Annotated in this window: 21 protein-coding genes and 1 tRNA gene; 11 read left to right on the top strand and 11 right to left on the bottom strand. The window is 49.3% G+C overall.

Features of this window, described 5'->3' with window-relative positions:
• Positions 1-68: 68 nt before the first annotated feature.
• Genes HRQ87_RS07455 through HRQ87_RS07440 form a run of 4 tightly spaced genes read left to right on the top strand, consistent with a single transcriptional unit; the run spans position 69 to position 3,541 of the window.
• The gene (locus HRQ87_RS07455; protein ID WP_174136852.1) at positions 69-1,031 is read left to right on the top strand and encodes a cupin domain-containing protein; all 963 of its coding nucleotides are present in this window, start codon (positions 69-71) and stop codon (positions 1,029-1,031) included.
• A 1-nt stretch (position 1,032) separates the two neighbouring features.
• Positions 1,033-2,157, top strand: coding sequence for a cobalamin-independent methionine synthase II family protein (locus tag HRQ87_RS07450; RefSeq protein WP_174136850.1), 1,125 nt, complete (start codon positions 1,033-1,035; stop codon positions 2,155-2,157).
• The gene (locus HRQ87_RS07445) at positions 2,154-2,849 is read left to right on the top strand and encodes an alpha/beta fold hydrolase (RefSeq protein WP_174136848.1); all 696 of its coding nucleotides are present in this window, start codon (positions 2,154-2,156) and stop codon (positions 2,847-2,849) included. The genes HRQ87_RS07450 and HRQ87_RS07445 overlap by 4 nt, the downstream gene beginning before the upstream one ends.
• Positions 2,846-3,541: an RraA family protein gene (locus tag HRQ87_RS07440; RefSeq protein WP_174136846.1), complete on the top strand. Its 696-nt coding sequence runs from the start codon at positions 2,846-2,848 to the stop codon at positions 3,539-3,541. Before HRQ87_RS07445 ends, HRQ87_RS07440 begins: the two co-directional genes overlap by 4 nt.
• Before the next feature lie 79 nt (positions 3,542-3,620).
• Here the strand turns inward: HRQ87_RS07440 and HRQ87_RS20470 are convergent, their stop codons facing one another.
• From HRQ87_RS20470 to HRQ87_RS07420, 4 genes are all read right to left on the bottom strand, one after another.
• Positions 3,621-4,655: a diguanylate cyclase domain-containing protein gene (locus tag HRQ87_RS20470; RefSeq protein WP_174136844.1), complete on the bottom strand. Its 1,035-nt coding sequence runs from the start codon at positions 4,653-4,655 to the stop codon at positions 3,621-3,623.
• Positions 4,656-4,658: 3 nt separating this feature from the next.
• The gene (locus tag HRQ87_RS07430) at positions 4,659-5,249 is read right to left on the bottom strand and encodes a heme NO-binding domain-containing protein (protein ID WP_174136843.1); all 591 of its coding nucleotides are present in this window, start codon (positions 5,247-5,249) and stop codon (positions 4,659-4,661) included.
• Between the two features lie 126 nt (positions 5,250-5,375).
• Positions 5,376-6,935, bottom strand: coding sequence for a trimethylamine methyltransferase family protein (locus tag HRQ87_RS07425; protein WP_174136841.1), 1,560 nt, complete (start codon positions 6,933-6,935; stop codon positions 5,376-5,378).
• Between the two features lie 92 nt (positions 6,936-7,027).
• Positions 7,028-7,732, bottom strand: coding sequence for an HAD family hydrolase (locus tag HRQ87_RS07420; RefSeq protein ID WP_174137193.1), 705 nt, complete (start codon positions 7,730-7,732; stop codon positions 7,028-7,030).
• A 125-nt stretch (positions 7,733-7,857) separates the two neighbouring features.
• Here HRQ87_RS07420 and HRQ87_RS07415 point away from each other — a divergent pair, with 125 nt between their 5' ends.
• From HRQ87_RS07415 to HRQ87_RS07405, 3 genes are all read left to right on the top strand, one after another.
• Entirely contained in the window at positions 7,858-8,349 is a 492-nt protein-coding gene (locus tag HRQ87_RS07415) for a MarR family winged helix-turn-helix transcriptional regulator (protein ID WP_246251849.1), read from the top strand.
• A 9-nt stretch (positions 8,350-8,358) separates the two neighbouring features.
• Positions 8,359-11,550 carry a reductive dehalogenase gene (locus tag HRQ87_RS07410; protein ID WP_174136840.1) on the top strand — a complete coding sequence of 1,064 codons (3,192 nt, stop codon included), beginning with the start codon at positions 8,359-8,361 and terminating at the stop codon, positions 11,548-11,550.
• Between the two features lie 110 nt (positions 11,551-11,660).
• Positions 11,661-13,040 carry an aminotransferase family protein gene (locus tag HRQ87_RS07405; RefSeq protein WP_281356597.1) on the top strand — a complete coding sequence of 460 codons (1,380 nt, stop codon included), beginning with the start codon at positions 11,661-11,663 and terminating at the stop codon, positions 13,038-13,040.
• A 5-nt stretch (positions 13,041-13,045) separates the two neighbouring features.
• Here HRQ87_RS07405 and HRQ87_RS07400 read toward each other — a convergent pair whose 3' ends face one another.
• From HRQ87_RS07400 to HRQ87_RS07390, 3 genes are all read right to left on the bottom strand, one after another.
• Entirely contained in the window at positions 13,046-13,801 is a 756-nt protein-coding gene (locus tag HRQ87_RS07400; RefSeq protein WP_174136838.1) for a COG3904 family protein, read from the bottom strand.
• 1 nt (position 13,802) lies between these two features.
• The gene (locus HRQ87_RS07395) at positions 13,803-15,095 is read right to left on the bottom strand and encodes a hypothetical protein (RefSeq protein ID WP_343035175.1); all 1,293 of its coding nucleotides are present in this window, start codon (positions 15,093-15,095) and stop codon (positions 13,803-13,805) included.
• 183 nt (positions 15,096-15,278) lie between these two features.
• Positions 15,279-16,637: a DEAD/DEAH box helicase gene (locus HRQ87_RS07390; RefSeq protein ID WP_174136836.1), complete on the bottom strand. Its 1,359-nt coding sequence runs from the start codon at positions 16,635-16,637 to the stop codon at positions 15,279-15,281.
• Positions 16,638-16,929: 292 nt separating this feature from the next.
• Between HRQ87_RS07390 and HRQ87_RS07385 the strand changes: the two genes are divergently transcribed.
• Both HRQ87_RS07385 and HRQ87_RS07380 read left to right on the top strand, forming a co-directional pair.
• Positions 16,930-17,601, top strand: coding sequence for a YARHG domain-containing protein (locus HRQ87_RS07385; RefSeq protein ID WP_174136834.1), 672 nt, complete (start codon positions 16,930-16,932; stop codon positions 17,599-17,601).
• Positions 17,602-17,748: 147 nt separating this feature from the next.
• Positions 17,749-18,150 (top strand): response regulator, encoded by a 402-nt coding sequence (locus HRQ87_RS07380; protein ID WP_174136832.1) that lies wholly within the window; start codon positions 17,749-17,751, stop codon positions 18,148-18,150.
• Here HRQ87_RS07380 and HRQ87_RS07375 read toward each other — a convergent pair.
• Positions 18,147-18,530, bottom strand: a complete 384-nt coding sequence (locus tag HRQ87_RS07375; RefSeq protein WP_174136830.1) for a response regulator — start codon at positions 18,528-18,530, stop codon at positions 18,147-18,149. The genes HRQ87_RS07380 and HRQ87_RS07375 overlap by 4 nt on opposite strands.
• The gene (locus tag HRQ87_RS07370; RefSeq protein WP_174136828.1) at positions 18,520-20,448 is read right to left on the bottom strand and encodes an ATP-binding protein; all 1,929 of its coding nucleotides are present in this window, start codon (positions 20,446-20,448) and stop codon (positions 18,520-18,522) included. Before HRQ87_RS07370 ends, HRQ87_RS07375 begins: the two co-directional genes overlap by 11 nt.
• A gap of 89 nt (positions 20,449-20,537) precedes the next feature.
• Between HRQ87_RS07370 and HRQ87_RS07365 the strand changes: the two genes are divergently transcribed.
• Positions 20,538-21,953: an extracellular solute-binding protein gene (locus HRQ87_RS07365; RefSeq protein ID WP_174136826.1), complete on the top strand. Its 1,416-nt coding sequence runs from the start codon at positions 20,538-20,540 to the stop codon at positions 21,951-21,953.
• A gap of 74 nt (positions 21,954-22,027) precedes the next feature.
• Positions 22,028-22,104: transfer RNA gene (locus HRQ87_RS07360), tRNA-His, on the top strand.
• 24 nt (positions 22,105-22,128) lie between these two features.
• On the opposite strand, the gene xsc is transcribed toward HRQ87_RS07360, so the two are convergent.
• Positions 22,129-23,898 (bottom strand): sulfoacetaldehyde acetyltransferase, encoded by a 1,770-nt coding sequence (xsc, locus tag HRQ87_RS07355; protein ID WP_174136823.1) that lies wholly within the window; start codon positions 23,896-23,898, stop codon positions 22,129-22,131.
• 104 nt (positions 23,899-24,002) lie between these two features.
• On the bottom strand, positions 24,003-25,475 hold the full coding sequence (pdxR, locus tag HRQ87_RS07350) for a MocR-like pyridoxine biosynthesis transcription factor PdxR (protein ID WP_174137186.1): 1,473 nt from the start codon (positions 25,473-25,475) through the stop codon (positions 24,003-24,005).
• Between the last annotated feature and the right edge of the window lie 40 nt (positions 25,476-25,515).

Genomic DNA, 25,515 nt, shown 5'->3' with positions numbered 1-25,515 from the left:
GTTGATGCACAAAGCTGCGCAACCCAATGCATAACCGCGCCACTTCATCTGTATGACAGGAGCATTCGATGACCCAAGGCAACATACAGATTGTTCGATATGGTGACCTGATTCCTTGTAAAACGGCCTTTATTGATGCCCATACGCCTGGATCAAATCAAAAGGAAAATTTCACGATCATCGGGGGCGGCGTGTCAGAAAGCCCTGATCAGCATGTACATATCAATATCCCACATGGGTTTAACATTGGCGCTGCGGGGCAGCCTCCGAAATGTCGTAACTCATTGCATTCCCACCGCACGGCCGAAGTCTTTTTTGTTCTGAAAGGCCGATGGCGGTTTTTCTGGGGTCGTTGGGGCACGGCTGGCGAAGTCGTATTAGAGGAAGGGGATATCATCAATATCCCCACCGGCATTTTTCGCGGGTTTGAAAATATTGGCACCGATTACGGAATGATCATGGCGATCCTTGGCGGGGATGATGCAGGTGGCGGGGTAATCTGGGCGCCGCAGGTCATTCAGGACGCTGCAGATCACGGGTTGATCCTGTCGGAAAAAGGTAAGCTTTATGATACGAAAAAGGGCGAAAAATTACCAGATGGCGTCGCGCCTATGCCTGTGCTGACAGACCAAGATTTGACCACCTTTCCAGAGCCCACAAGTCATGATGTCGTGCCAAACCATGTTGCGCGATACCTGAATATGGTGGCCCTGGCAGATCGTAACCCTGCCTTGGTTATTGGTGAGCATGGCATATTGAAAGATAAACCGGGGTTTGAAGTTGATTTTCTGACCCGCCAAAGTGCCCAGATCAACCCTGCAAGTGCCGCGATGCCGACTGTTTTGATGCCGATGCGCGGGCATTGGCATTTGACTTGCGGGGATCTGCAAAAGACGTTGAACCCGGGCGATACGGCCTCCATTCATGCTGAAACACCCTATACTATCGCGCCGTGCATGACGGGCGAAGCAAGCCTTTACCGCATCACCGCCACGACTGACCCTGCTGGCCCCACATGGAAAGGGAAATAGTATGACAAAAGTCCTGACAACACATGTTGGCAGCCTGCCCCGTACCCAAGAAGTCGTCGATTTCATTTTTGCACGCGAAAACCAGACACCCTATGACACAGATAAATTCGACACGGCCATGACAAATGCCGTATCTGAGACTGTCCGCAAGCAAGTCGAAGCCGGCGTGGATATCGTGTCGGATGGTGAGACATCTAAAATCAGCTATGCCACATATGTGAAAGATCGCTATACCGGATTTGACGGCGACAGTCCGCGCAATCCTCCGGCCGATCTGAAACTGTTCCCAAAGTTTCTGGAACGTCTTGCCAATGACGGTGGGACCCCTAAGTACGCTCGCCCCATGTGCGTGGGCGAGGTCAAATCAAAGGGTCAGGGTGAACTGGAAAAAGATATCAGCAATCTAAAAACGGCCATGACTACGCATGGTATGCAGCGTGGTTTCATGAATGCGGCGTCACCTGGGGTTATATCACTGTTTTTGCAGAATGATTATTATAAAACCCGCGATGCCTATCTTGCCGCATTAGCTGATGCCATGAAGGCCGAGTATGAAACCATCATCGCCTCGGGGCTTGATCTGCAGCTGGATTGCCCGGATCTGGCATTGTCACGGCACATGCTGTTTGCAGATTTGTCGGACGAAGATTTTATCAAAATCGCTGCCAGCCATGTCGAGGCGCTAAACCACGCCCTGTCCGATATCCCTGCTGAAAAGGTCCGTATTCATATCTGTTGGGGTAATTACGAAGGGCCACATGTCTGCGATATTCCTATGTCGAAAATGTTCGACACGTTGATGTCAACCAAAGCGCGTTACGTGCTGTTTGAAACCTCAAACCCACGCCACGGCCATGAATGGGCAGTCTTTCGTGACCGCAAATCCGATATTCCAGATGACAAGGTGCTTGTGCCAGGGGTGGTCGACACGACAACGAACTTCGTGGAACATCCACAACTTGTCGCAGAACGTATCGCGCGCTTTGTTGATATCGTCGGCGCAGAACGTGTGATCGCAGGCAGCGATTGCGGGTTTGGCACCTTTGCAGGGTTTGGCGCAGTGGACCCGGATATCGCTTACGCCAAGCTTAGCGCTTTGTCTGAAGGCGCGTCGCTGGTGACATGACACCGCTTGTTCTGTTACCCGGAATGATGTGTGATGCACGGCTTTTTATGCCACAAATTGCTGTGCTGGGGAAACGGCGGGCCATACATGTTGCGCCCATAACCGACTACGATACCGTTCAGGCATTGGCCGCTGACGTATTGCAAAATGCGCCGCCTCGTTTTGCTTTGGCGGGCCTAAGTATGGGTGGGATCGTCGCTATGCAGATATTTACCCAAGCCCCGGACCGAGTGGCTGGCCTTGCGTTGATGGATACCAATGCACTTGCCGAGGCGCCCGACGTAAAAGCGCGCCGAAAACCCCAAATTGAAAAAGTGCGCAAGGGCCATTTACGCACCATCATGCGCGATGAGATGAAGCCCAACTATCTGGCCGATGGTCCGGATCGTGATCAAATCCTTGATCTGTGCATGGATATGGCGATGGATCTTGGCGCCGATGTTTTTGTCCGTCAGTCCATTGCCTTGCGGGATAGACCGGATCAGCAACATACATTGCAAAAGATCCACGTTCCCACGCTGGTTTTATGCGGCAAGAATGATACGCTTTGTCCTGTCGAACGGCATCAACTAATACACAGCCTTATCCCAAAATCTAATTTGCAAATCATTCAGAATGCAGGACATCTTCCGACTTTGGAACAACCTGAACAGACAACAGCGGCACTGCTTCGCTGGTTAGAGGATATATGAAACAAACCCTTCTGGATCTACTTCGTCAGGTCGACACACCGACAGTCTGCAACGCCATTGAAGTGGCCGAAGGCAAACGCGGGTTTGATGATTTCACACGCGGCACTGTTTTATCATCAGCGCCGAAAAACGGCGCGATCGTAGGATATGCCCGCACGGCAAAGATAAAAGCTGCAGCACCCCCGGCAGAGGATGCAGAGGTAATCCGAGCGCGCCGAACGGAGTATTACCGTTACATGTCCCAATGCTCTGATCCCGCGGTTGCTGTAATCGAAGATCAGGACGGCGATGCGGCTATCGGTGCATATTGGGGTGAAATCAACACGACCATTCATAAGGGTTTTGGTTTGTCGGGTGCTTTGACCAACGGTGTGATGCGTGACCTTGGCGATCTTCCAGATGGGTTCCCGGTTATCGCAAGGTCCATAGGCCCCAGTCATGGGTTTGTGCACGTGACCGAAATTGACACGCCCGTTACAGTCTTTGGTCTGACAGTACGGCCAGACGACCTGGTTCATGCGGACCGCCATGGTGCGCTGGTCATTCCGGGCATTTTGATCGACAAGCTAGAAGATGCTATTACCAAGTTAATCGAAACAGAGCGCATCATTCTTGATGCAGCCAGAATGCCTGATTTTGATTTCAAAGACTTTGAGATCGCTTGGGCGCGATTTGAAAAAGCCAGAACATAATGAAACCTGCCCAAGCCAACGGCAGAGATGTTTGATTTTAGAAAAGGTATCACAAGGCATTGATTGCATAACCATGTCTTTAAGCAATTTTTTGATGTGACGCCTCTGTTTCAGATCCTGCAGTTTCATTTTTCCTTAGATCGCCCGTATAAAGTGTATGGGCAGCACGCCCCTTGTGCTTGGATGCATAAAGGGCCAGATCGGCATCCAGCAACATCTGATCCACATCAGGCTTTGTATAAAAGTTGCTGATGGTGGTGCCTGCACTTACGGAAACATGACAAAAATCCCCCTTGAACGGAATGGGTTGCTGTAAACGCTTGATGATACGATTAGCGAAAAGTTCAATCTTTTCGATCGGCGGGTTTTTAGGAAGGATCACAACGAATTCATCCCCACCCACACGTGCAACAGTGTCACTGTCGCGCGTTTCCTCTGATAGGATTTTGGCAACTCGGTTTAAAACATGATCCCCAGCCGCGTGCCCCAAAGTATCATTGACCGCTTTGAAATAATCTAAGTCCAAATGCATCAGTGCAAAAGGAATGCCCTTATCAATCAGTTGTTTTAGCAAATCATCCATTGCACGGCGATTTTTCAACCCCGTCAAACCATCAGTAAATGCTTTTTCTTCGGCTACGATCCGGGCCGATTGAAGACGTCGGTTCAACTTTCGCGATTCATCCATAGCTGCTGATTTCGCTTCGATCAGATAGAGCATTTCGATGGTCAGATCATTTGGTGCAAAATCAGCGCTGGTCAGACCGAATGTCGTCACAGCTTTAATCACGCCAATCCCAAAGGACAGATTGATCAATCCACCATCGTCATCCGCATCTGGAATAATAACACCTTTCAGTTTTACCGTTTCGTCGTTGCGCAAATGCAGATGCAAATTACGTCCGTTTGACGCAAAAAGTGCGTCAATGGTTTTGATGTTCCTGGGGCGTGATACTGTAAAAAGATCCAGAAAATTCTGACCACAAATATTGGTACAGATATTAAGCTTTTCCAGTGTTGGTCCAGTATGCAAAATTTCACCATTGCCGCTTAAGGACAAATGCATCGGCAACAGTTTATTGAAGGTTGGAATCAGGGATGTTGGTATTTGCATTATTTACTCCCCTACAGCGCGACCAAGGTGGAATTCACGACCTTCCGAGAAACTGTTTTCCAACAAGCTGATAGAGAGTTTTTCACAATTGGCCACATTACCTTTATGTTCCAGAAAAACCAACGCGCCATAATCATCAGCCATTGCACGTAAAACCCCCATTAGGACAAAACCAATACCGGGCATATTTGCCCGAACGAGCAGCTCAAATTGTCCGCCCACCTCTTCAAGAAGTTCAAGATCAGGCAACGTTAGATCAGGAACTGCAAGCCTTGCCCGGTCGTGCAAGTCATCGAGCGAATAGAGGAAATCTTCGAACGTCACGCCACTAAAGCGCATCAGACGACGCAGGGCTTCATTGTTTGAATGGGATACCAGATACATACCGATATCTTCAAGAACCTCGCCCGGAGGTTTTTCAAGCGTTTGGCTAAGGGCTGTCAGAATTTGAAAAGTTATATTGTTTTTATAACTCAACATTGCCTCGAACGTATCGATTTCAATATTGGATGCGCGTATCACATCTGCCCAGATCGGCGATCCATATGTATCGCGCACAAAGCGTTCAAGCGCGCAATTTATCAAGCCGTGCATTCAAGTCTCTCCCATACCTCAGATTAAAATAGGCGGGAGCTTATTAAAAAAGACCAAACAACTCAGAATGTTTAGATCTATTTTGATATATCTGGCGCGTAAAATATGTCGATTTTGACTGAAAATTTAATAGTCTGTGGGAACACCACCTTCGGCTTTTCGGCGCGCTACAAAATCTGATAATTCCTCATGGATCGCTATATCCAGTGCGGGCGCTTCGAAATTTTCGATGATTTCTTTGAAAATACGGTGCGCACGTTCGTGGGTCCAGACAGCGCCGTCCAGCTCCCACCCTTCAAAATTTCGCCAATCTGACAGAAACGGCTGATAAAATGCTGTGGAATACCGTTCTTGGGTATGTGCAATTCCAAAGAAGTTGCCTTCGGCATCGCCATCGCGAATGGCATCCAATGCGATTTCATCAGGGCCTGTCGCAGTGATCGCTGGGTCGAAATACTTCTGAATATGCTGCAAAATCTCGCAATCCATTACGAATTTTTCGGGACTGGCGATCAGACCACCTTCCAGCCAACCGGCCGCATGGTAAACAAAATTCGTACCCGAGTTGACAGCTGACCAAAGTGAATTCGATGTCTCCCATGTGGCCTGAGCATCGGGAACATTGGCGGCGCAAACGCCTGACGCACGCATGGGCAGCCCGTAAAACCTGGCCAGCTGCCCCGTCATCTGAGTGGCGCGCATATATTCAGGCGTGCCAAAGGCTGGCGCCCCCGATTTCATATCAACATTGGATGTAAATGTCCCAATCATACAGGCGGCACCAGGGCGGATATATTGGGCCAAAGCCACAGCACACAACCCTTCGGCCAAAGATTGCGCCACAGCACCTGCCATCGTGACGGGGGCCATCGCACCGGCTAAGGTAAAAGGTGTCACGATTAATCCTTGATTACGACGCGCGCATCGCATCCAGCCATCCAGCATCGGGATGTCGTGTTTCAAAGGCGACGTCGAGTTGATGTTGGTAAACATCCGTGGCGTTTCTTCGAATTCTTCCTGGGTTAAACCACCTGCAATCCGAACCATTTCCATAATGTCTTCGATGCGCTCTTTGCCAAGACTATAACCATGAATTGCTTTATCCGTCAGTGTCAATTTATCGAATATCACATCCAGATGGCGAATACTTGGATGTAAATCGACGGGTTCAACCGGATACCCGCCAATGACATGAATGCAATTGAAATACTGCGATAGTTTCAGCAAATTCTGACAGTGTTCACGGCGGCCAGGGATTTTCCGCCCAAGTTCAAGATCCCAGTAATTGGGCGGGGACGATACATTGGTAAACAGCATATTCTTGCCACCAATGGTGACTTTCCGATCTGGATTGCGTGGGGTTATAGTCCACTCACTTGGCGACAGCGCTACCATCTCCATAATGAATTCGCGCCCCATACGCACGTTATCTCCATCAACGATACAGCCCGCTTCCTTGAAAATTGCACGCGCTTCATCGTTGTAAATCGCGATGCCAATCTCTTCTAGAATACGCATGGCGCCTTCGTGGATTGCCTGCACACCATCTTCGGTCAAAGGCTCGGTCGGGCGATCATTATTGATAGGGATGCTCCATGGCATCTGTTCGATCACAGCATGACCGCGCCGTGTTACGGCACCGGCGCGTCCCCCACCCCTGCGACGGCGTGTTCCAGCGTCTGCCATGCGGTATCCTTTCCCTGTCTTCCGTCTTCAAAAAGACATCAGCGCCAAGAAAAGGCCCTTCAGAAAACGACGAATTGTGTCGTTTTTAAATATCAGGCCGCAGTTTCAGTTTTTGTCTGATCATTCATCCACGCAGGCAAAAGCCCCACGTGATCAAGCACAACTTCGGCCAGCGAACTTAGATCGTCATAAGTGGCCAGCCCCGTCAAAACACCAATCCGGCGCATTCCAGCAGCGCGGGCGGCCAACATATCATGCCTGCTATCCCCAACCATCAGCACGTCCGCAGGATCAAGCCCCATACGGTCGGCAAAGGCAATCAATTGCCCGGGCTGCGGCTTGGCACCAAAGCCGCTATCAAATCCGGCGATGAAATCAAATAAATCTGCCACGCCCGCTTTTTGCAAATGCGCCCTTGCAGGGCTTTCCGCATCATTTGTGACCACGCCAAGACGCATCCCTTGTGCCCGTAAACGCCCCAGCATCGGTATCAATGGAGCCGCTTCCACTTGTGGTGCCGTAGCGGCGGAGGCGTTCATTCGTGTGATCAATGCAAACGGCGTCGTCCCTGGTAAGTAGGGCAACAAGCATTCAGCAATTTCGCCAGGTGTCCCTGCAATAATCGGGCTATCACTTGCGAAACTGCGGGTTTGGTAACAATATCCCACAGCCCGCGCCAATATGTCAGCCCGTGCATGATCACCACCCGCCAGCCGCAGCAACAGCCCGCCGGTCCATGCGCCCCAAGTTGCGTGAAAATCAAAAAGAGTACCGTCCTTATCGAAAAGGACCCCCATAGTTTGCAGCAAGTGTATTCCTCCCCGAGTGTCGTAAATCTAAAAATCACACCACGAAATACAACTTAAGATACAACCTGATTGTAACAGATCAATTTTTTGAAATCACGCTTTCTGATCACGGTTTGACACTTGCCGACACATGTTTGACAGTGCCTATCATGTCAAAGTCATCACGATACAGATTACATAGATCGCTTGGTTATCAGCTCACCCTCGCGTCTAGGTTGCAGGAAAAATTCCTAGATGAAAAGCTTAAATCTTTAGGTTTGACCAGAACGACATGGTGTATCCTCCTTGCAATCAATAATGAAAACCTATGCTATCCCTCTGATATTGCTAACTTTGTTGGCATTGACCGTACGTCAACAAGCCGTGCATTAAGACAGATGGAAAATGATGGTCTAATCGCCCGAAAAGCAGGCATTGACGATAAAAGAACAACCAAAGTCGAAATTTGTGATTCTGGTAAAGCGCTTGTTCAAAAGGGAACACCCTTTGCGATTGAGAATAACGCAAGGATGCAAGCCAAGCTGGCAGATGGTGAAATTGCGACATTACATGCGCTTCTTCAAAAGCTGCATCAGGGCGAAGACATCAGCCTGAACAGGTTCTGACAACGGCCCATGGGCAAGCTGTTTTCATATCGCAACCGTCCGGTTCATCTGGGTGGCTATCCATTGGAAAAGCTGAAACGCATGGTGGCGGTTGATACCAGCGGACTTGGTCCCATGCAGGGGCTTTCCTTTCGCAGACCCGATGATCCTTTAAGCATCGTGAACGCCATGCAGGACTATCAGGCCATGCTGGATGCGACACGCGATGGATTGATTAATAAAGAGACAGCTGAAATCCCTGTCAGCCAGGAAGAACGTGCACAACATCTGAAAGCTTTTGGCTATTATTGCGATGCGGCGATGGTGGGCATATGTGAAATTCCGCAAGATGCGTGGCTGGATGACCCACTGCACAACCCCGATGTGGATCGTTTGGCACAAAAAATCGAAACGATGCAGCCCAAGACATTGGCGGCTGGCATTGATGTGATTATGGCCGGCCTAAGGGAAAGTATGCGCGCGCCACCTGCCGAATGTCGCCATCACACCCATGCGATTGTGTTTCTTTACGATCATCCGCGCGCGCCGGGCCAGGCTGAAGTGGGCGGCGATTGGATACAGGATGCACTGCCCCATCGGGCTTGCCTGCGCGGTATGGAAACGGCTGTAACACTGGCCAACTATATCCGCACGTTGGGTTGGGATGCCCGTGCGCATTCGGCTGCGGCCAGCGATGTACATCTGGACAAACTGACTGTGCAGGCAGGTTTGGCGATTGTGCAGGATGGCCGCACCGTAAACCCATTCGTCGGGTCGGATTTTGGCGTCGCCGTCTTGACCACAACGCTTGTCATGACACCGGACCAACCTTTGGCGTCAGATCAAAACACACCCGTCAGCTATCGTCTTGGAACCGGCAGACACGACAAATCAGCCCATCGCCGTGATGCTTTTGCCAAGCGTGACTTCAAGGATGGTCCACATCCGTTTGAAACTTTGAAACGGGTGGATGACCCCACCACCTATATCGATACCGCGAATGTCGCCCGTGTTCCCAAACGTGCCAATATGTTTGCACGGGGGCTGTTCGGTGATCTTGGTAAATCGGTGCAAGAAGCGACGAAAAACGGCAATTACGTGCGTAAGTCTGCATCGGCTTTTGCGTTTCGCCCGTCGCTTGGGGCATTTGTATTATTACAGGATGGTGACGCGGCGCAGATCCATGCATCCACAAATGATCCCGTCCGGAATGCCGATAATATCAAGGCAGCACTTTATTTTCTGGGCGTCGATGCTGTCGGACTAAGCACTTGCCCAGATTGGACATATTACAGTCATGATGCGGTCGGTAATCCCATCACGCCCTATCATAAAAACGCGATTTCTATGATCATCGACCAAGGTCATGAAACAATGGAAGGCGCATCGGGTGACGATTGGATCGCCTGCGCCCAATCAATGCGCGCCTATCTGCGGTTTTCACTTCTTGGCGGCGTGTTGGCGCAACATCTGCGCAACTTGGGTCATACCGCACGCGTGCATTCGGTCATGGATGACGAAGTTCTGCACCCGCCCCTTTTATTGCTGTCCGGCCTGGGTGAAGTCAGCCGCATCGGAGAGGTGATCCTGAACCCTTTCCTTGGGCCACGTCTGAAATCGGGGATCGTAACCACCGACATGCCGATGGCGCACGACAAACCGATCGACTTTGGCCTGCAAAAATTCTGCGAGGCTTGCAATAAATGTGCCCGCGAATGCCCCAGCGGTGCGATTACGGCTGGACCAAAGCTGATGTTCAACGGCTATGAGATTTGGAAATCGGACAGCCAAAAATGCACGACCTATCGCGTTAGTCAGAAAAATGGTGCGATGTGCGGGCGGTGTATGAAAACCTGCCCCTGGAACCTTGAAGGTTTGTTTGCAGAAGCCCCATTTCGATGGGTCGCGATGAACCTGCCTGCGACAGCCAAGGCTTTGGCAAAGCTGGACGACATAGTTGGCAACGGACAGATCAATCCGGTTAAGAAATGGTGGTGGGACCTTGAGATGGTGGATGACGGGGCTTATCGCCCTTCGGCCAACCCGGTGAATGCAAGGCCCTTGCAGAAGGATCTTGATCTCAAGTTCGAAGATCAAACTTTGGCCGTATATCCCGCCCCACTGGCACCACCACCCTATGCCTGGCCTTATCCAATGAACCGTGAAGCCGGAATTGATGCATATAGGTTGATGATCACAGCCGATGATCACAAACGCCGCCGCGCGGCAGGTTTGCCACCGGAACATATATACACTGCGGACAAAGGCGCTGCACCGGTTATTCAGGTGATCCTGTCCAAGGTCGAAGCCATGACCGACGCCATAACAAAATACGAATTCTGCAAACCCGATGGCAGCCCCCTGCCCCCATTGACCGCAGGGGCGCATATCGACGTGGTCGTAGCGCCTGAGTTTTTCCGCCAATATTCATTGTCAGGCGATCCATCGGATAACAGTAAATATCAGATCGCCGTTTTGCGCGAAGATTCTGGTCGAGGTGGGTCAAAACTGATGCACCGCATTTTCGAAAAAGGTCGTCGCGTATTCATATCGCACCCGATCAATCATTTTTCATTGAACGAACACGCCAGTTTTACCTATCTAATGGGGGGCGGTATCGGGGTCACGCCAATGATCGCTATGGCGCACCGTTTACACGCCATCGGTGCAGATTTCGCGCTGCATTATAGTTGTTCATCCTGTAATACGGCTGGCTTTCTGACTGACATTCCAGCCATGCCATGGGCCAACAAGGTGCATCTGCATTTTTCGGATGAAGGAACACGCGCGGATTTACCCAAAGTACTGAAATACCGCGATGACGCCCATGTTTATACCTGCGGCCCAGAAAGCTATATGAATGCTGTGATGGAAACAGCCATCGCAAATGGCTTCCCGGAAGATGCGCAGCATCTAGAATATTTTTCGACCCCGGATGTGCCGGACTATATCAACCATGATTTCAAACTGCGTTTGGCGCAAACGGGCAAAACGATCCTAGTTAAAGCAGATCAGGCACCGACAGATGCGTTGTTAGCGGCAGGCGTTCATGTGGATGTAAAGTGCGCAGATGGTCTGTGCGGGGTTTGCAAATGCAAGGTTCTGGACGGCGATGTCGAACATCGCGATTTTGTACTATCGAATAAAGATCGCGATACACATATGATCCTATGCCAGTCCCGAGCTGCGAAAATGGATGGTGAAATCACCATCGACTTATAACGATCTGGCACTAAGCCAACAGGTATACTGGCCCTATTCGAAATCTTGAATTCATGCACGGTACTTTATCACAACAAGCAGCACGTTTGTGTGGGATAAGGGGCGATCCAATGGATATGACAGATCTTGGCAATGATATCTCGGGCGTTATTCAGGCGGATCGTGCGCATGTTTGGCATCATCTTATGCAGCACAAATCATTGGAAACAAACGACCCCAAGATTATCGTCGAAGGCAAGGGTATGCGTGTCTGGGATGCATCTGGCAAGGAACATCTGGATGCTGTATCCGGTGGCGTCTGGACAGTGAATGTCGGGTATGGCCGTACATCTATTGCGAATGCTGTACGCGATCAACTGATCAAAATGAACTATTTTTCCAACTCGGCCGGTTCAATCCCCGGGGCGCAGTTTGCCAAAAAACTGATCGAAAAAATGCCTGGATTATCGCGTGTCTATTATTCGAATTCAGGATCCGAAGCGAACGAGAAAGTCTTTAAAATGGTGCGCCAAATTGCGCACCGCGTGCATGGCGGTAAGAAATACAAAATCCTGTTCCGGGAACGCGACTATCACGGTACGACCATTGCGGCGCTTTCTGCAGGTGGGCAAGGTGAACGTAATGCGCATTATGGCCCCTTTACGCCCGGGTTTGTATCCGTTCCGCACTGTCTGGAATATCGCAACCAGTTTCCGGATGCCGTTGATTATGGTGTGGCAGCGGCAAACGCCATCGAACAGGTGATCCTGCGCGAAGGTGCCGATACCGTCGGTGCGCTTTGTCTTGAGCCGATCACAGCAGGTGGGGGTGTTATCACACCACCAGATGGCTATTGGCCACGTGTTCAGGAGATCTGCGAGAAATACGATATTCTACTGCATATTGACGAAGTCGTCTGTGGTGTCGGACGGACTGGCGAATGGTTTGGATATCAGAACTATGACATCAAGCCTGATTTCGTGACAATGGCAAAAGGGGTTGCCTCTGGCTATGCCGCAATATCCTGTACAGTGACAACAGATGCAGTTTTCCAGATGTTTAAAGACGATACCGACCCGCTTGGGTATTTTCGTGATATTTCAACCTTTGGCGGGTGCACGGCTGGACCTGTCGCAGCACTTGAAAATATGGCAATTATCGAACGCGAAGATCTTTTGAACAACACCCTTAAGATGGGTGATCGGCTGATGGAAAATCTGCGCGCGCTGCAGAACAAGCATAACGTTATCGGCGATATCCGCGGCAAAGGGCTTTTTGCAGGGGCCGAACTGGTTGCGGATCGCAAAACAAAAGAACCTGCAGGTGAAAAAATGGTCCAAGCCGTGGTTGCCCACTGCATGTCGCATGGCGTGATCATAGGCGCGACAAATCGGTCGGTGCCAGGCTTTAACAACACACTTTGTCTGTCACCTGCGTTGATTGCTACGTCGGATGATATTGATCAAATTACTGACGCAATTGATTATGCTTTAACAGCTGTATTCAACTGAATGCGTTAAGCACCGACGACATTGAACTGCACCAATTCCTCGGGGGTTAGAATGTAAATCTCATCCGGTGGAGTCAACAAGGCTGGCTGCATGATCAAAGGATCAATGCCCATCTCTTCAAGATATCCCATCACTTCACCTTGACCGCGCTGAATATCTTCGACTGCCATAAATGCAGGTAAAACTGTATTCTGACCGAAATAATGCTGATGCACGCCAACAAATCCTTCGGCATCAACCGTACGGTCCACCCCTGCCGCCAATAGATAGGGACAGGCTGACAGACACACCGCCCCAGATACAATTTTGGTATTCATTTCATCGGCGCGAATGCGTCGCCCGATCTCAAGCGCGTCTTGTACGGACCCACCGGGGCTAAACAGCTCAATCATCTTAGGTTTACTTGGCAACCCATCAATATAATCCACAAAGCGCTTTGCATCCCCAGGTGCAATCTGACCGTTTAGCTTTAGCGTTTCACCAAACTTTTCGAACTGCAAACGCTCGGCCATTGGGCCAATATCAGGGCCAGTATAAGGCGTCACAGGCGCTTGTTCGGGGCGATATCTGCGGGTTTGATCCCCTGGTGCGATCGGGCGTTCCAACGTAGGGGTCTGGGTGGGCATCTGAAAATTAAACCGAAGACTGAACAGATCACCGGCAGCCAAAAAGACAGCGATCCCAAGCTGTGCAAACAGCATCAGCTTGATACCGGTGACGACCGTAAAACCCCGTCTTGGCTTTATCTGAACGTCGGCCATATCAGCGTTTTGTGCTAGGGCTGATTGCCTCAAGCGGCAAAGTAACAGGCTTTGTATCTGCTGGTGCAGGTTGATGTGCGCCGCTTTCAATATCTTCAAGCGCCGCCCGTGCAACACGCAGCTCTGCCAAAGTCATTGAATCTTCAAGCGTGGTATATCCACGGCTGTTCCGGATCGCAGCTTGCGTGACCGCCAAGATAAAAACCAGAACCCCAGGCAAAAGGTCGATTGCGATGGCACCGGCCCAGCTTGGGGCAAAATTACGTGCATATTTGATCACAGCATCTGCGGTTGAAATAGGCGTGTAAACCGGCTCGGTCGGGGCGGGCATCGCCATGACCTCTTGTGCTGCAACACGAAGCGTTTCAGCGCGTTGCGATAAAACGGCCAAAACTGATGTAATCGTTGCGGCCTGATCGGATCTGTTCGAATCCGTATTACCATCAAGTTCTGGCAAAACGACGGATGCCGATAAATCCTGTGCGGCCCGTTCAACCAGCGGCGCAACAGACAATTGGCGCAACTGTGCAATGACGCCTGCAAGGCGTACGGCTTCTTCTGAAAACTCGACTGACCGTGTTTCAACAGATCCCTGTTCCACAGTTAGCGACCGCATACGGCTTAAAATTAGATTACCCTCGGCAAAGGCCGTTTCCACTAAAGGCTGTTGGCTTGCAATTTGTCGTTCCAGTGTTTCCAGTTCCTGAGACTTTTGTCGCAACACGCGAAAAACAGCACCACGCCCGGCCAGACCTGACAGATTGCCGCTGGCTTCTTGTTCGGATAGATCTTCAAAACTTTGACGCACACGGGATACGTCACGTTCCAGCCCTTGGGCCGAAATCGCAATGCTGTTAGCTTGCTCAAGCGATGCCTGATAATCCTGAACCGTGCGCGCCAGATGTTGTTCAACGGCCGCCGCACCTGCCAAAGCAGCCGCGTTCAGCCAGGACGACATCGCGATGATCGCTGCACAACCCAGCAACATCGATAAAAATAACCCCATACGCGCAGATGCCGTACGCACTGCGGGTAACAGCCTGATAAGATAAGACCAGAAAACAAAGATCCCGACAGAGACCGCAATAGAATAGGCCATAGCCGCAAAAAAACTAAGCGCCCCATTATCATCCAATAAGGATGACACACCAAGATAGGTATAGATACCAGACGCTACTGCCAAAACACCAAGCGCTGCACCTGTAAAGGTATCCAGCCAAGACAAATGGCCTTCAAGCTCTTTCGCGTATTTCAGACTTTGCGTTTCAATATGATCTTTATGCAATTCCGCCACTGAACCCACCTTATCCAAAAGATATATCGGACAAGCCTAATAAATTCTCACGCAGTTGCAACGTCTCATGCAGATATTGAATTTAATACGCGTTCGCCGCTTGAAGCCAAACGCACGTGCCCCCAAGGTGCACGAGATAACGAAATGGCGTGTGCCAGCACGCCTTTGGTTTGAAAGAATAAGTTAGTCTGCCCTGCGTTCGTCAAAACTTTTGGCAATGAAGCTGGGCAAGTGATCACCCATCCCAACAACCGATTTGTCCTCACGATTGTTTCTGCGCTTTGGTCCACCGGATTTCGCAGAATCCTCTTTCGGGGCGCGCGCCTGTCTGGACTTTACGTTTTCCTTTGGCGCTTTTTCCTTGGGGGCATTTTCTTTTGGTGGTTTTGCGTCCTTGATTGGATTTTCAAGACGCGGCACTTCCATTTTGACCAACGCTTCAATGTTCGCCAGGTTCTTTTCATCACGAGGCACACAGATCATCATCGCCTTACCAGTCCGTCCTGCGCGGCCCGTACGGCCAATGCGGTGAACATAATCTTCAGCGTGACTTGGAACGTCATAATTGAAAACATGGCTGACATTCGGAATATCAAGCCCGCGTGCTGCGACATCAGACGCACACAGAAAACGAAGTGTTCCATCGCGGAAGCTTTGCAATATTTCGGTCCGTTTGGACTGATCCAGATCACCATGGATAGGTGATGCATCATAACCGTATTTCTGCAAAGATTTTGCGCAGATATCTACATCTGTCTTACGATTGCAGAAGATGATCGCATTGCTGCATGCATCGCCTTCTGCATCAATCATAGCCCGCAGTACATTGCGCTTTTCAGTGCCTTCCCGATCGCGACGGCTGGCTTTGAACATAACCACGCCTTGGGTGATATTTTCACCCGTTGTTGCCGCGCGCGCCACTTCTACTTTAGCGGGGTTGGACAAAAAGGTATTTGTGATCCGCTCAATCTCAGGGGCCATGGTGGCGCTGAAAAACAGGGTCTGGCGGGTAAAAGGCGTCAGATTGAAGATACGTTCGATATCAGGAATAAAACCCATATCAAGCATCCGGTCAGCTTCATCGACAACCATGATCTGAACACCTGTCAATAACAGCTTTCCGCGCTCAAAATGGTCAAGCAGACGCCCAGGCGTTGCGATCAGAACATCAACGCCGCGATCAATCAGTGCGTCTTGTTCTTTAAAACTGACACCACCGATCAAAAGGGCCTTGGTCAATTTTGTATTTTTGGCATAAATATCGAAGTTTTCAGCCACTTGCGCGGCCAGTTCCCGTGTGGGGGCCAACACCAAGCTACGTGGCATGCGTGCGCGTGCGCGCCCTTTGCCCAAAAGTGTGATCATCGGAAGCGTAAAACTGGCTGTTTTACCAGTTCCGGTCTGGGCAATGCCCAACACATCTCGCCCTTCTAATGCCGACGGAATTGCGCCCGCCTGAATTGGCGTCGGCTCAGTGTATCCGGCGCCTTCGACGGCTTTAAGGACCTTTGGGTCCAGTTTAAGGTCTGTAAATTTTATCATGTATATCCGCTGTCTGCGGACATATTTGGCCCGCACTTCTTCGCGGGATAGCCCGTATGGCCCATGCAATCCAAGTGCATTTTCCCGTCGCATATCGCCTAGCGGGTTTATTATCAAAGGTCAATAAACTTGGTTTTTACAATATTTTTTGTGATCCCTGTTCACCACATGGATGATATAACCTAACGTCAAAGCACACCATAACATTTTGTTATCGCGTTTCAGGCAAATTTGATTTCCGTCATCAGCGTCGTTTAAGTATGACTGACATTATATTGATAACACAACACACATGGATCTAATGAAACAGGCATTCGTCGTATTTTTGTATTTGATTTTTATATCCCCGCTTTATGCGGCGAATATAAATCAAAGCTGTAATGAACTTTGGTTTGCACGGAATGCTATGCTTGATCGCGGCGGATATTGTTTTTCATCTCCGTTAGGCCAATCAATTTTTAACAATGAAGATTGTTCAACTCAAAGCCCGTCTATTGGCAAGGCGGCACGAGAGATGATCGAAGAAATTCGAAAAGATGAACGCGATCTGGGATGTTCGGTTGATACAAACGTTACGGATGCTGGCCCATTTTTACGGTTTATGTCAGAACGGATGCAATTGGACGTTCAGCCACCGATACCAGAAGACTGGCAATCTCAGTACAGTTGTATCGATTACCAGGGCGAGCCAATTTCTGTTTATTCGGCCCCGGACAGATCTTCGCAGGTTTTAGCGACGATAAATGTCGATGGGGATATTTCCTTTAGCCATCAATTCATGCTGCGCGATGGGACATTTGATGTCTTGCGGCCGGTCAGAACGACAAATGAACGTGTATGGCAGTTCATAACAGTCTTCGCCGAAGGTGAAGCAATTGGTAAAACAGGTTGGATACTTATGTCACCGACCGCATTCAGAACGCCCCTAAGCCAAGGTGGGTCTTGTGACGTCGTTACTGGATAAATCATCGTTCGATCAGTCGTTTTTACGCAAAATATAAAGGAATTTTTATTATTGACGAATTATTGACGGAAAAATTCGAATTAATGTAAAAATTTACAGATTGGTAACTTTTAACAAATATTACGTCCTTAACAAGAGAGGCGTGAGATGCGAGCACTTATAGTAGAAGACGATCCGATTATTTGCGAGCTTTGGACAGACAGTCTTGAATCAGCCGGTTTCGAAGTGGTGACATGCAATGGTGCCAAGGCTGCCTTTCCGCGACTGTTAGAACAGAAATATGACTTGTTTATTCTGGATCTTTTTGTCGAGGACGGAAATACAATCTCATTATCGGACACGATTACAATACGACATCCCAATGCACCTATCATTATGATTACAGGATCATCAGCTTTTCCGAATGGTGATCACAGGTCCGTAGCAAGTGGTGTTGACTGGATTTTACGGAAACCCGTTATGCCAAGCGAACTTGAAGCCATTGCAACTTATCTGACAAAAGATACCAATCAAATTATTGAAGATTTATCCCAGGAAGTCTTCCATTAGGCGACCAGATGCGTCTTTATGCCTTCACTTAGCCGGTTCATTGAAACCGGCTTTGGCATAACATCATTAAATCCAATTTTAATACAGCGTTCCAGATGCTGCCAATGCTGATCTGCCGTAACTGCAATCACAGGAATACCCTTAGGGGGATGTAAATTGCTGTTGCGAATTTCGCTAACAGCATCAAGACCTGACTTGAAAGGCATGTGGATATCCATAAGAACGATAGCATAATCATTTGGTGCATCGTTCAGCATCGTCAGACACTCTTGACCATCCCGGCAAACATCAAAGTCATATTCCAATTCTTCAAGCATTTCAGACAACATGAAACGCATCATCTCATTATCTTCAGCCAGTAGGACTTTCTTACTTTTCATCTGTCGTCTCTCCTGGTGAAAATTCAGCTGGAATTGAAAGAATAAATGTAGAACCAATTCCAGGTGAACTTTCGCACCGCAATTCGCCCCCAAGTAGATTAGCAAGATTCTTAGAAATAGCTAGCCCCAGACCACTGCCGCCGGTGCGCCGTTTAATACCGCTGTCAGTCTGACGGAATGGTTCAAAGATGATCTCTTGGTCAGAACGTTGAATTCCTATACCAGTATCAATGACTTGGAATGATACGATTTTAGATGAGATCATACTTTCAATACGCACGACAACACTACCATCTGTGGTAAATCGGACAGCGTTATCAATTAAGTTCGTTAGTATTTGCTTAAGACGAACACCATCAGTGTGAATAAATGGCGGTAATTTCGTCGCCACGCAAACCTCGGCCATAAGGTTTTTGCCAGATTTCGCGATAACGCCCTCTAAAAGCGATGATAAATATTCGGTTATTTCCGCTGTATCCACATTACTTTTCGCTAAATCCATACTGCCCGCCTCAATTCTAGACGCATCAAGGACATTGCTCAGCAGTTCAAAAAGGTTATCTGACGCCTTGCGCCCCATCCCTGCACGTTTTTTTTGCTTTTCAGGGATGTCAGCCCTTTCAAGCAATTCAAACATACCCATAATCGAATTCAGCGGTGTTCTGACCTCATGACTCATCACTGCCAAAAATTCAGACTTGGTTTGTGCTGCCGTTTCTGCAGCTTTTTGTGCAATTCGGAGTGTTTCTTCGATTTTAGTCTGCTTTTGCGATAATTCTCGCAGCCGATCCACCGACCGCCCCAACGCCGCTATTTCATCTTTACCCTCAAAATGCACAGGCTCAGTATAAATCCCCTGCTCAATCCGTTCAGCATTTTCATAGACTGTTTTTAGGCGCCTAGAAATTTGACGTTCAACCACTTCAAAAATCAACAATCCCGCAGCGGTTAAAGAGATCGTGCAAACGACAATAAGCGTCAAGGACACACCACGCACAGTTCGCGACATCTGTTCTTTTTGCAAAAAGGTCAGATTGCGTTGCTTTTCGACAATTGCAGCCGTCGCAGATTGAAGGTTTGACGTTTCTTCCAAAAGCCTGGCCAACTGGAACCGCAAATCTGTATTGATCAGAATTGCTGATCGCTTTGGTGTGTAAATACCCTGGTCGGATAAGATATCGTAAATACCTACCGCAAGATCTGATATCTGGTTGCGATAATCATTATCTGGCAAACGTGCGATTGTGCTGAAAAGTGTACGCAAATACAGCGCTGTCAGTTCGCGATTTTCTTTTAAATCCTGTAAATTATTGATCAGCATCAAAGATCGGGCTTCCGCCAGAAGGCTTTCAACAGTGCTGTGTATCGCCAGCGATTTACGATACTGATCAATATCCAATTGCTGCATTTGACTGCGACTGATCGCAAGGCTTGCCAATGTACGGGCATCTTCGGAAAGCGTTGCAAGCTGCGTAAGACTGTCGTTCAAATCAGACACCGACAGATCAAAATTCGCGTTTTGCTTTAGTTCAGACTTGGCAAGATCTTCAACGTTAAAAGTCAGATCCTGAATACGGTTGATTGCATTTGCAAGATCACCCAATTGCAATGAAGGGTCTTGGATTTCAAGCTTTTCAAATGACGCAAGGAATTGTTGATCGCTTTGACTAATCTGATTTGCAATTGTACTGATTTGTTCAAAATTTCTTGCATTGCCAAAACTTTGCGCCTTCTGCGCGATGTCTACGGAAATTGCACTTATCGCATCCAGTTCGAACAAGACCGGTAAAGCCCGCTCAGACAAATTAGCATTAAGAGTTTGCACACGACTTACCCCTGCAATCGCAACCACAGCGATAAGTAACGTCAAGCACGCCAACGCCAGAAACCCCAATCTAAGTTTAGAAACTGCGCGCATGTGCACTCCAATCCTTAAACTGATTGTTAACCAATAGGGATTAACGGTGTGTTAACTTGGATTAATACTTTCGCAGCGAGGGCTGGTTGATGAAACGTCGTGATTTTTTAATGTCTGCAGCGTCTGGGATTGGCTTATGCACCCTTCCTGCATTTGCAATGCAACCAGCCGCAAACGATATTGCCCAAACCGCTAAGTCGTTCGCTTCAGGCATGTCTGATAGTTTGCGGTGCCTGATCCCTGTTGGAAGTGAAAGTAACTTGCGACCCACTGTTGAAGCTTGGCAGGCGGCCACTGGTATCAAAGTTGAATTGGAAATTGTTGATGTCGATCAAATCAACGACCGCATGACCGTTGATCATCTGGCCCGCCGGGCGGATTATGATCTTGCATTGCCTGCTACGTTTGCTGTGGCCGATCTGGCGTGGTCCGGCATTATTCACCCCATGACCAAATATGAAGAAACCTTCGGGCATTCCGCCCAACTGTTTGATAGTCTTTACGAAAACGGAAACATTATTGGTGGGGATCGGTTTGGGTTTCAAACGGATGGCGACGTTTACCTGATGTTTTATCGAAAAGATTGGCTGACGGATGAAACCGAGGTCACTTCTTATCAGGATCTCTATGGCAAGGTTCTTGATATCCCACAGACATGGCAGGAACTGGATCGTCAAATCCGGTTTTTTCATCGGCCTGATGAAAACAGATACGGCGGCGCATTGTTTCGCACACCTGCTTATCTGGTCTGGGAATTCTGGTCACGCATGCATGCCAATGGCGTTTTGCCCTTTGATGATGCTCTGACCCCTCAAATCGACAGCGATGGCGCAGTGCAAGCCGTTGAAGACATGCTGGAAATCAGTTCATTTTTGCATCCGCAGGCTAAAACAGCAGGGCTTTTTGACAATTGGACAAATTATGCAAAGGGCGACACTTATTGTAATATTGGATGGGGTGGATCGCAAAAATACTTCAATCAAGCGCAATCCCCAATCCGCAATAAACTGGCCTTTTCTCTGCTGCCTGGTGGTGAAAAGATTGCGGCGACATCCTATTTCAATTGGGGATGGTCATTCGTACTGCCAACGCAATCGAAAAAGCGTGAGTTGGCGTATCTGTTTGCAGCCTTTGCCACATCGCCCGAGATATCGTTGAATGCTGTACGTGAAGCCGACGGATACTTTGATCCATTTCAACGCCAGCATTACCAAGATGAAATTATCCAAGACACCTATTCCAGTGATTTTCTGAAAGTCCATGAAATGGCTATTAACGACCCAATCCCGGATCTGTATCTACCGGGGCACAACAGCTATTTTTCAAGCCTTTCCAAATGGTTGGTAGAAGCAATGGATAGACAACGCAGTCCAAAAGATGCTCTGCGACGGGCGGCACAAGACTGGAATTTGATCAGCCTTGATTTCGGACTTGAAGATCAGGCAGACCGGTGGCGCGCCAGCAAAGCGCGCTATCCAAAGCACGTTTTAGATCATCAACGGTGAAATGAAATAAACTGCAACTTGGCGGGCTTAATCCACTTGCAATAAAAGCGGCAGGGCGGTATTCACCACGCGTTGCCGTCTTAGCTCAGTTGGTTAGAGCGCTGGTTTGTGGTACCAGAGGTCGGTGGTTCGAACCCACCAGACGGTACCATCCAAAACTACAGCGCGCCATAAATCATCCTGTCATCATGTCAGCCGAATCAATACCTGCAACTGCAACCGGCTTTTTCATCGCGTCGCGACGGAAGGGTTCCCCCAATTCCTGATTGATCAAAGCCTCAATCAATGTGGTCTGGCCGTTCTCCATCTGATCGCGGATCGCGACCGACAATGCGTCTGTCAAATCATCCATACTGCGCGCAACAACGCCTTTCAGACCGCACGCTTTAGCAATCCCGGCATAGCTGACGCCATCGTCCAGTTCGGTGCCCACAAAATTATCATCATACCACAAGGTCGAATTACGCTTTTCAGCGCCCCATTGATAATTTCGGAAAACAATCATTGTAATGGCAGGCCATTCCGGGCGACCAATTGCCGTTAATTCCGTGACGGCTATCCCAAAGGCACCATCACCAGCAAATCCTACAACAGGGGTGTCCGGACAGCCGATTTTGGCCCCGATAATAGATGGCAGACCATATCCACAAGGTCCAAACAGCCCTGGTGCCAAATATTTACGCCCGACTTCAAACGTTGGATAGGCATTTCCAATGGCGCAATTATTGCCAATATCACTGCTGATAATCGCATCCTTCGGCAAAGCAGATTGGATCGCACGCCATGCCATACGAGGGCTCATCCAATCGGGCTTGGCGCTGCGCGCGCGTTCGTTCCAGCTGGTGCCTGGATCATCGTCTTCGTGATCCATACTGGACAGTTGTTGCGCCCAGGCAGATTTGGTTTGGGCAATCAGCGCTTGTCGGTCCTTGCGGCCCGTCTCGCCCGCCGCGTCTGAGAGGTTTGCGAGCAGTGCAACGGCGGTTTTCTTTGCATCGCCTACAATGCCAACACTTACCGCTTTGGTCAGCCCGATCCGATCTGGATTGATATCTACCTGAATGATTTCGGCGTCTTTGGGCCAATAATCGATATTATAGCCTGGTAGCGTCGAAAACGGATTAAGCCGGGTGCCAAGGGCCAACACAACATCGGCCTTCTGGATCAATTCCATCGCAGCTTTCGATCCATTATAGCCCAATGGCCCCACCGAAAGCGGGTGTGATCCCGGGAAAGCATCATTGTGCTGATAGCCGCAACACACAGGCGCGTCCAGACGTTCGGCCAGTGCCATTGATGCGGGAATTGCATCGGCCAAAACGACCCCTGCACCGTTCAAAATAACTGGAAACTTTGCAGAACTCAGCAAATCAGCCGCCTTTTGAATGGCTTCTTCACCACCTGCAGGGCGTTCGAATGTAACGATCTTCGGCAGTTCGATATCAATAACCTGCGTCCAGAAATCCCGTGGCATGTTAATCTGCGCTGGGGCCGATGCCCGCTTCGCCTGAAGGATCACGCGGTTCAACACTTCGGCCACGCGCGATGGATCGCGGACCTCTTCCTGATAGGCAACCATATCCTTGAACAACGCCATTTGTTCAACTTCCTGAAATCCGCCCTGCCCCAATGTTTTATTGGCCGCCTGCGGTGTGACCAGCAAAAGGGGTGTGTGGTTCCAATAGGCCGTTTTAACCGCTGTCACAAAATTTGTAATGCCCGGCCCGTTTTGCGCAATCATCATCGACATCTTGCCAGTCGCGCGCGTGTATCCATCTGCCATCATGCCGCCTGACCCTTCGTGCGCACAATCCCAGAATTGGATACCTGCCTTTGGAAAAAGATCACTGATTGGCATAAATGCCGATCCAATAATACCAAACGCGTGTTCAATACCGTGTCTTTGCAATACTTTCACAAAGGCTTCTTCGGTTGTCATTTTCATGATTAGTGCTCCATCGAAAGATCGCAAAACAGGGCTGCAATCACAGCCGATTTTTCGCAATTAACCCGGTATGCCCCCCTTGCTGTTAGGGCCAATTCATACACCTAGGTATAGCCAGTTTTTCGCATGGCCGTTGCAATTTTTTCAATCCCTTCGGCAATACGCGATGCTGGGATGGATGAATATGCCAGCCTGTAGTAATTCGCCTTTACGGCATGGGGGTGGAAAAAGGCTGCACCCGGTTCAATCAATACACCATCCTGGCGCAGATCAAGCGACAATTGTGTTGTATCAACACCCGTTGGTGCTGCCATCCAAAAGCTGGATCCGCCAAAACTGTTTTGCCCGGCAATGTGCAGCTCTGCAGCTTGCATTGCGTCAAACATAACCTCGCGCCGTTGCGCAAAGATTTTGGACATCCGACTGATTTGCGCATCATAGTACCCCAATGACAGAAAATACGCTGCTGTGCGTTGGATATGGCCTGGTGGGTGGCGCAGTAAAAGCGCGCGCAGCGCGCGGGCCTCGCGGATAAAGGTTTCAGATGCCACCATATATCCCAGCCGCAATCCCGGAAACAGTGATTTGGAAAACGAACCAATATAGATAACGGCACCCCTGTGGTCCAACGACTTCAATGCAGGATACGCAGGTTTCAGAAATGACATTTCAAATTCATAATCATCTTCAACTACAACAAAGTCATGCTTTTCGGCACAATTCAACAACGCGCGCCTGCGATCCAATGGCATTGTCACATTGGTCGGGCAATGATGACTGGCCGTTGTAAAAACCACATCGGCATCGGCTGGAATGGCATCTGGCGATATTCCATCTATGTCGACGTCAATGGACAATGTATTACATCGCGTCTGGTTCAATATCTCGCGCAGTTCAGGATAGCATGGGTTTTCGATCACAGCCGTTCGCCGCTGTGTCAGCAATATCTGCGCGGCCATCCAAAGGGCATTTTGCGCACCCATTGTGACCAAGATCTGTTCAGGGCGCGCAGTAATTCCACGCCGGGGCAGAATATGCCGGACGATATATTCAATCAATTTAGGATCATCCTGATCATAATAATCTGCGGTCAGCGCCTCAAAATCGCGCTGACCCAGCGCCTGCAATGCACATCTGCGCCAATTGCCGTGATCGAACAGGCTGGCATCGGTTTGGCCGTAAATGAACGGAAATTTATAGTTCCGCCAATCCAACGGACGGCCCACACCGGAATATGTCGTAAAACGCTGGCCCAGCGCGCGGGACCAATCAACTTGGTTTTCCCCATTTTGCGCAGAGGGTTCAAATCGCGGCGGCAAAGGGGCCGTTTCCGATATGAAATAACCGGAACGACCAAGTGCTGTCAGATAGTCATTGGACAAAAGTTCCGTATACGCCAGCGTGACCGTTATACGGCTGATTCCAAGGTGTGCAGCCAGTTTCCGACTAGATGGCATCCGTTCACCTGGCAGAAATCGCCCCGACAATATGCCTGACGTTACAATCTCTTGCAGTTGTTTCTGCAAGGTCCCGCCATAGTTTTCATCAAGGAAAAAGGTTTCAACCGCAACTGCCATATCTGGCATTATATCGCTGAAATACTGGACTTAACAGACG

This window comes from Parasulfitobacter algicola (genome assembly GCF_013315265.1).
Lineage (GTDB): Bacteria > Pseudomonadota > Alphaproteobacteria > Rhodobacterales > Rhodobacteraceae > Parasulfitobacter > Parasulfitobacter algicola.
This window is presented reverse-complemented; position numbering and strand designations above follow the sequence as displayed.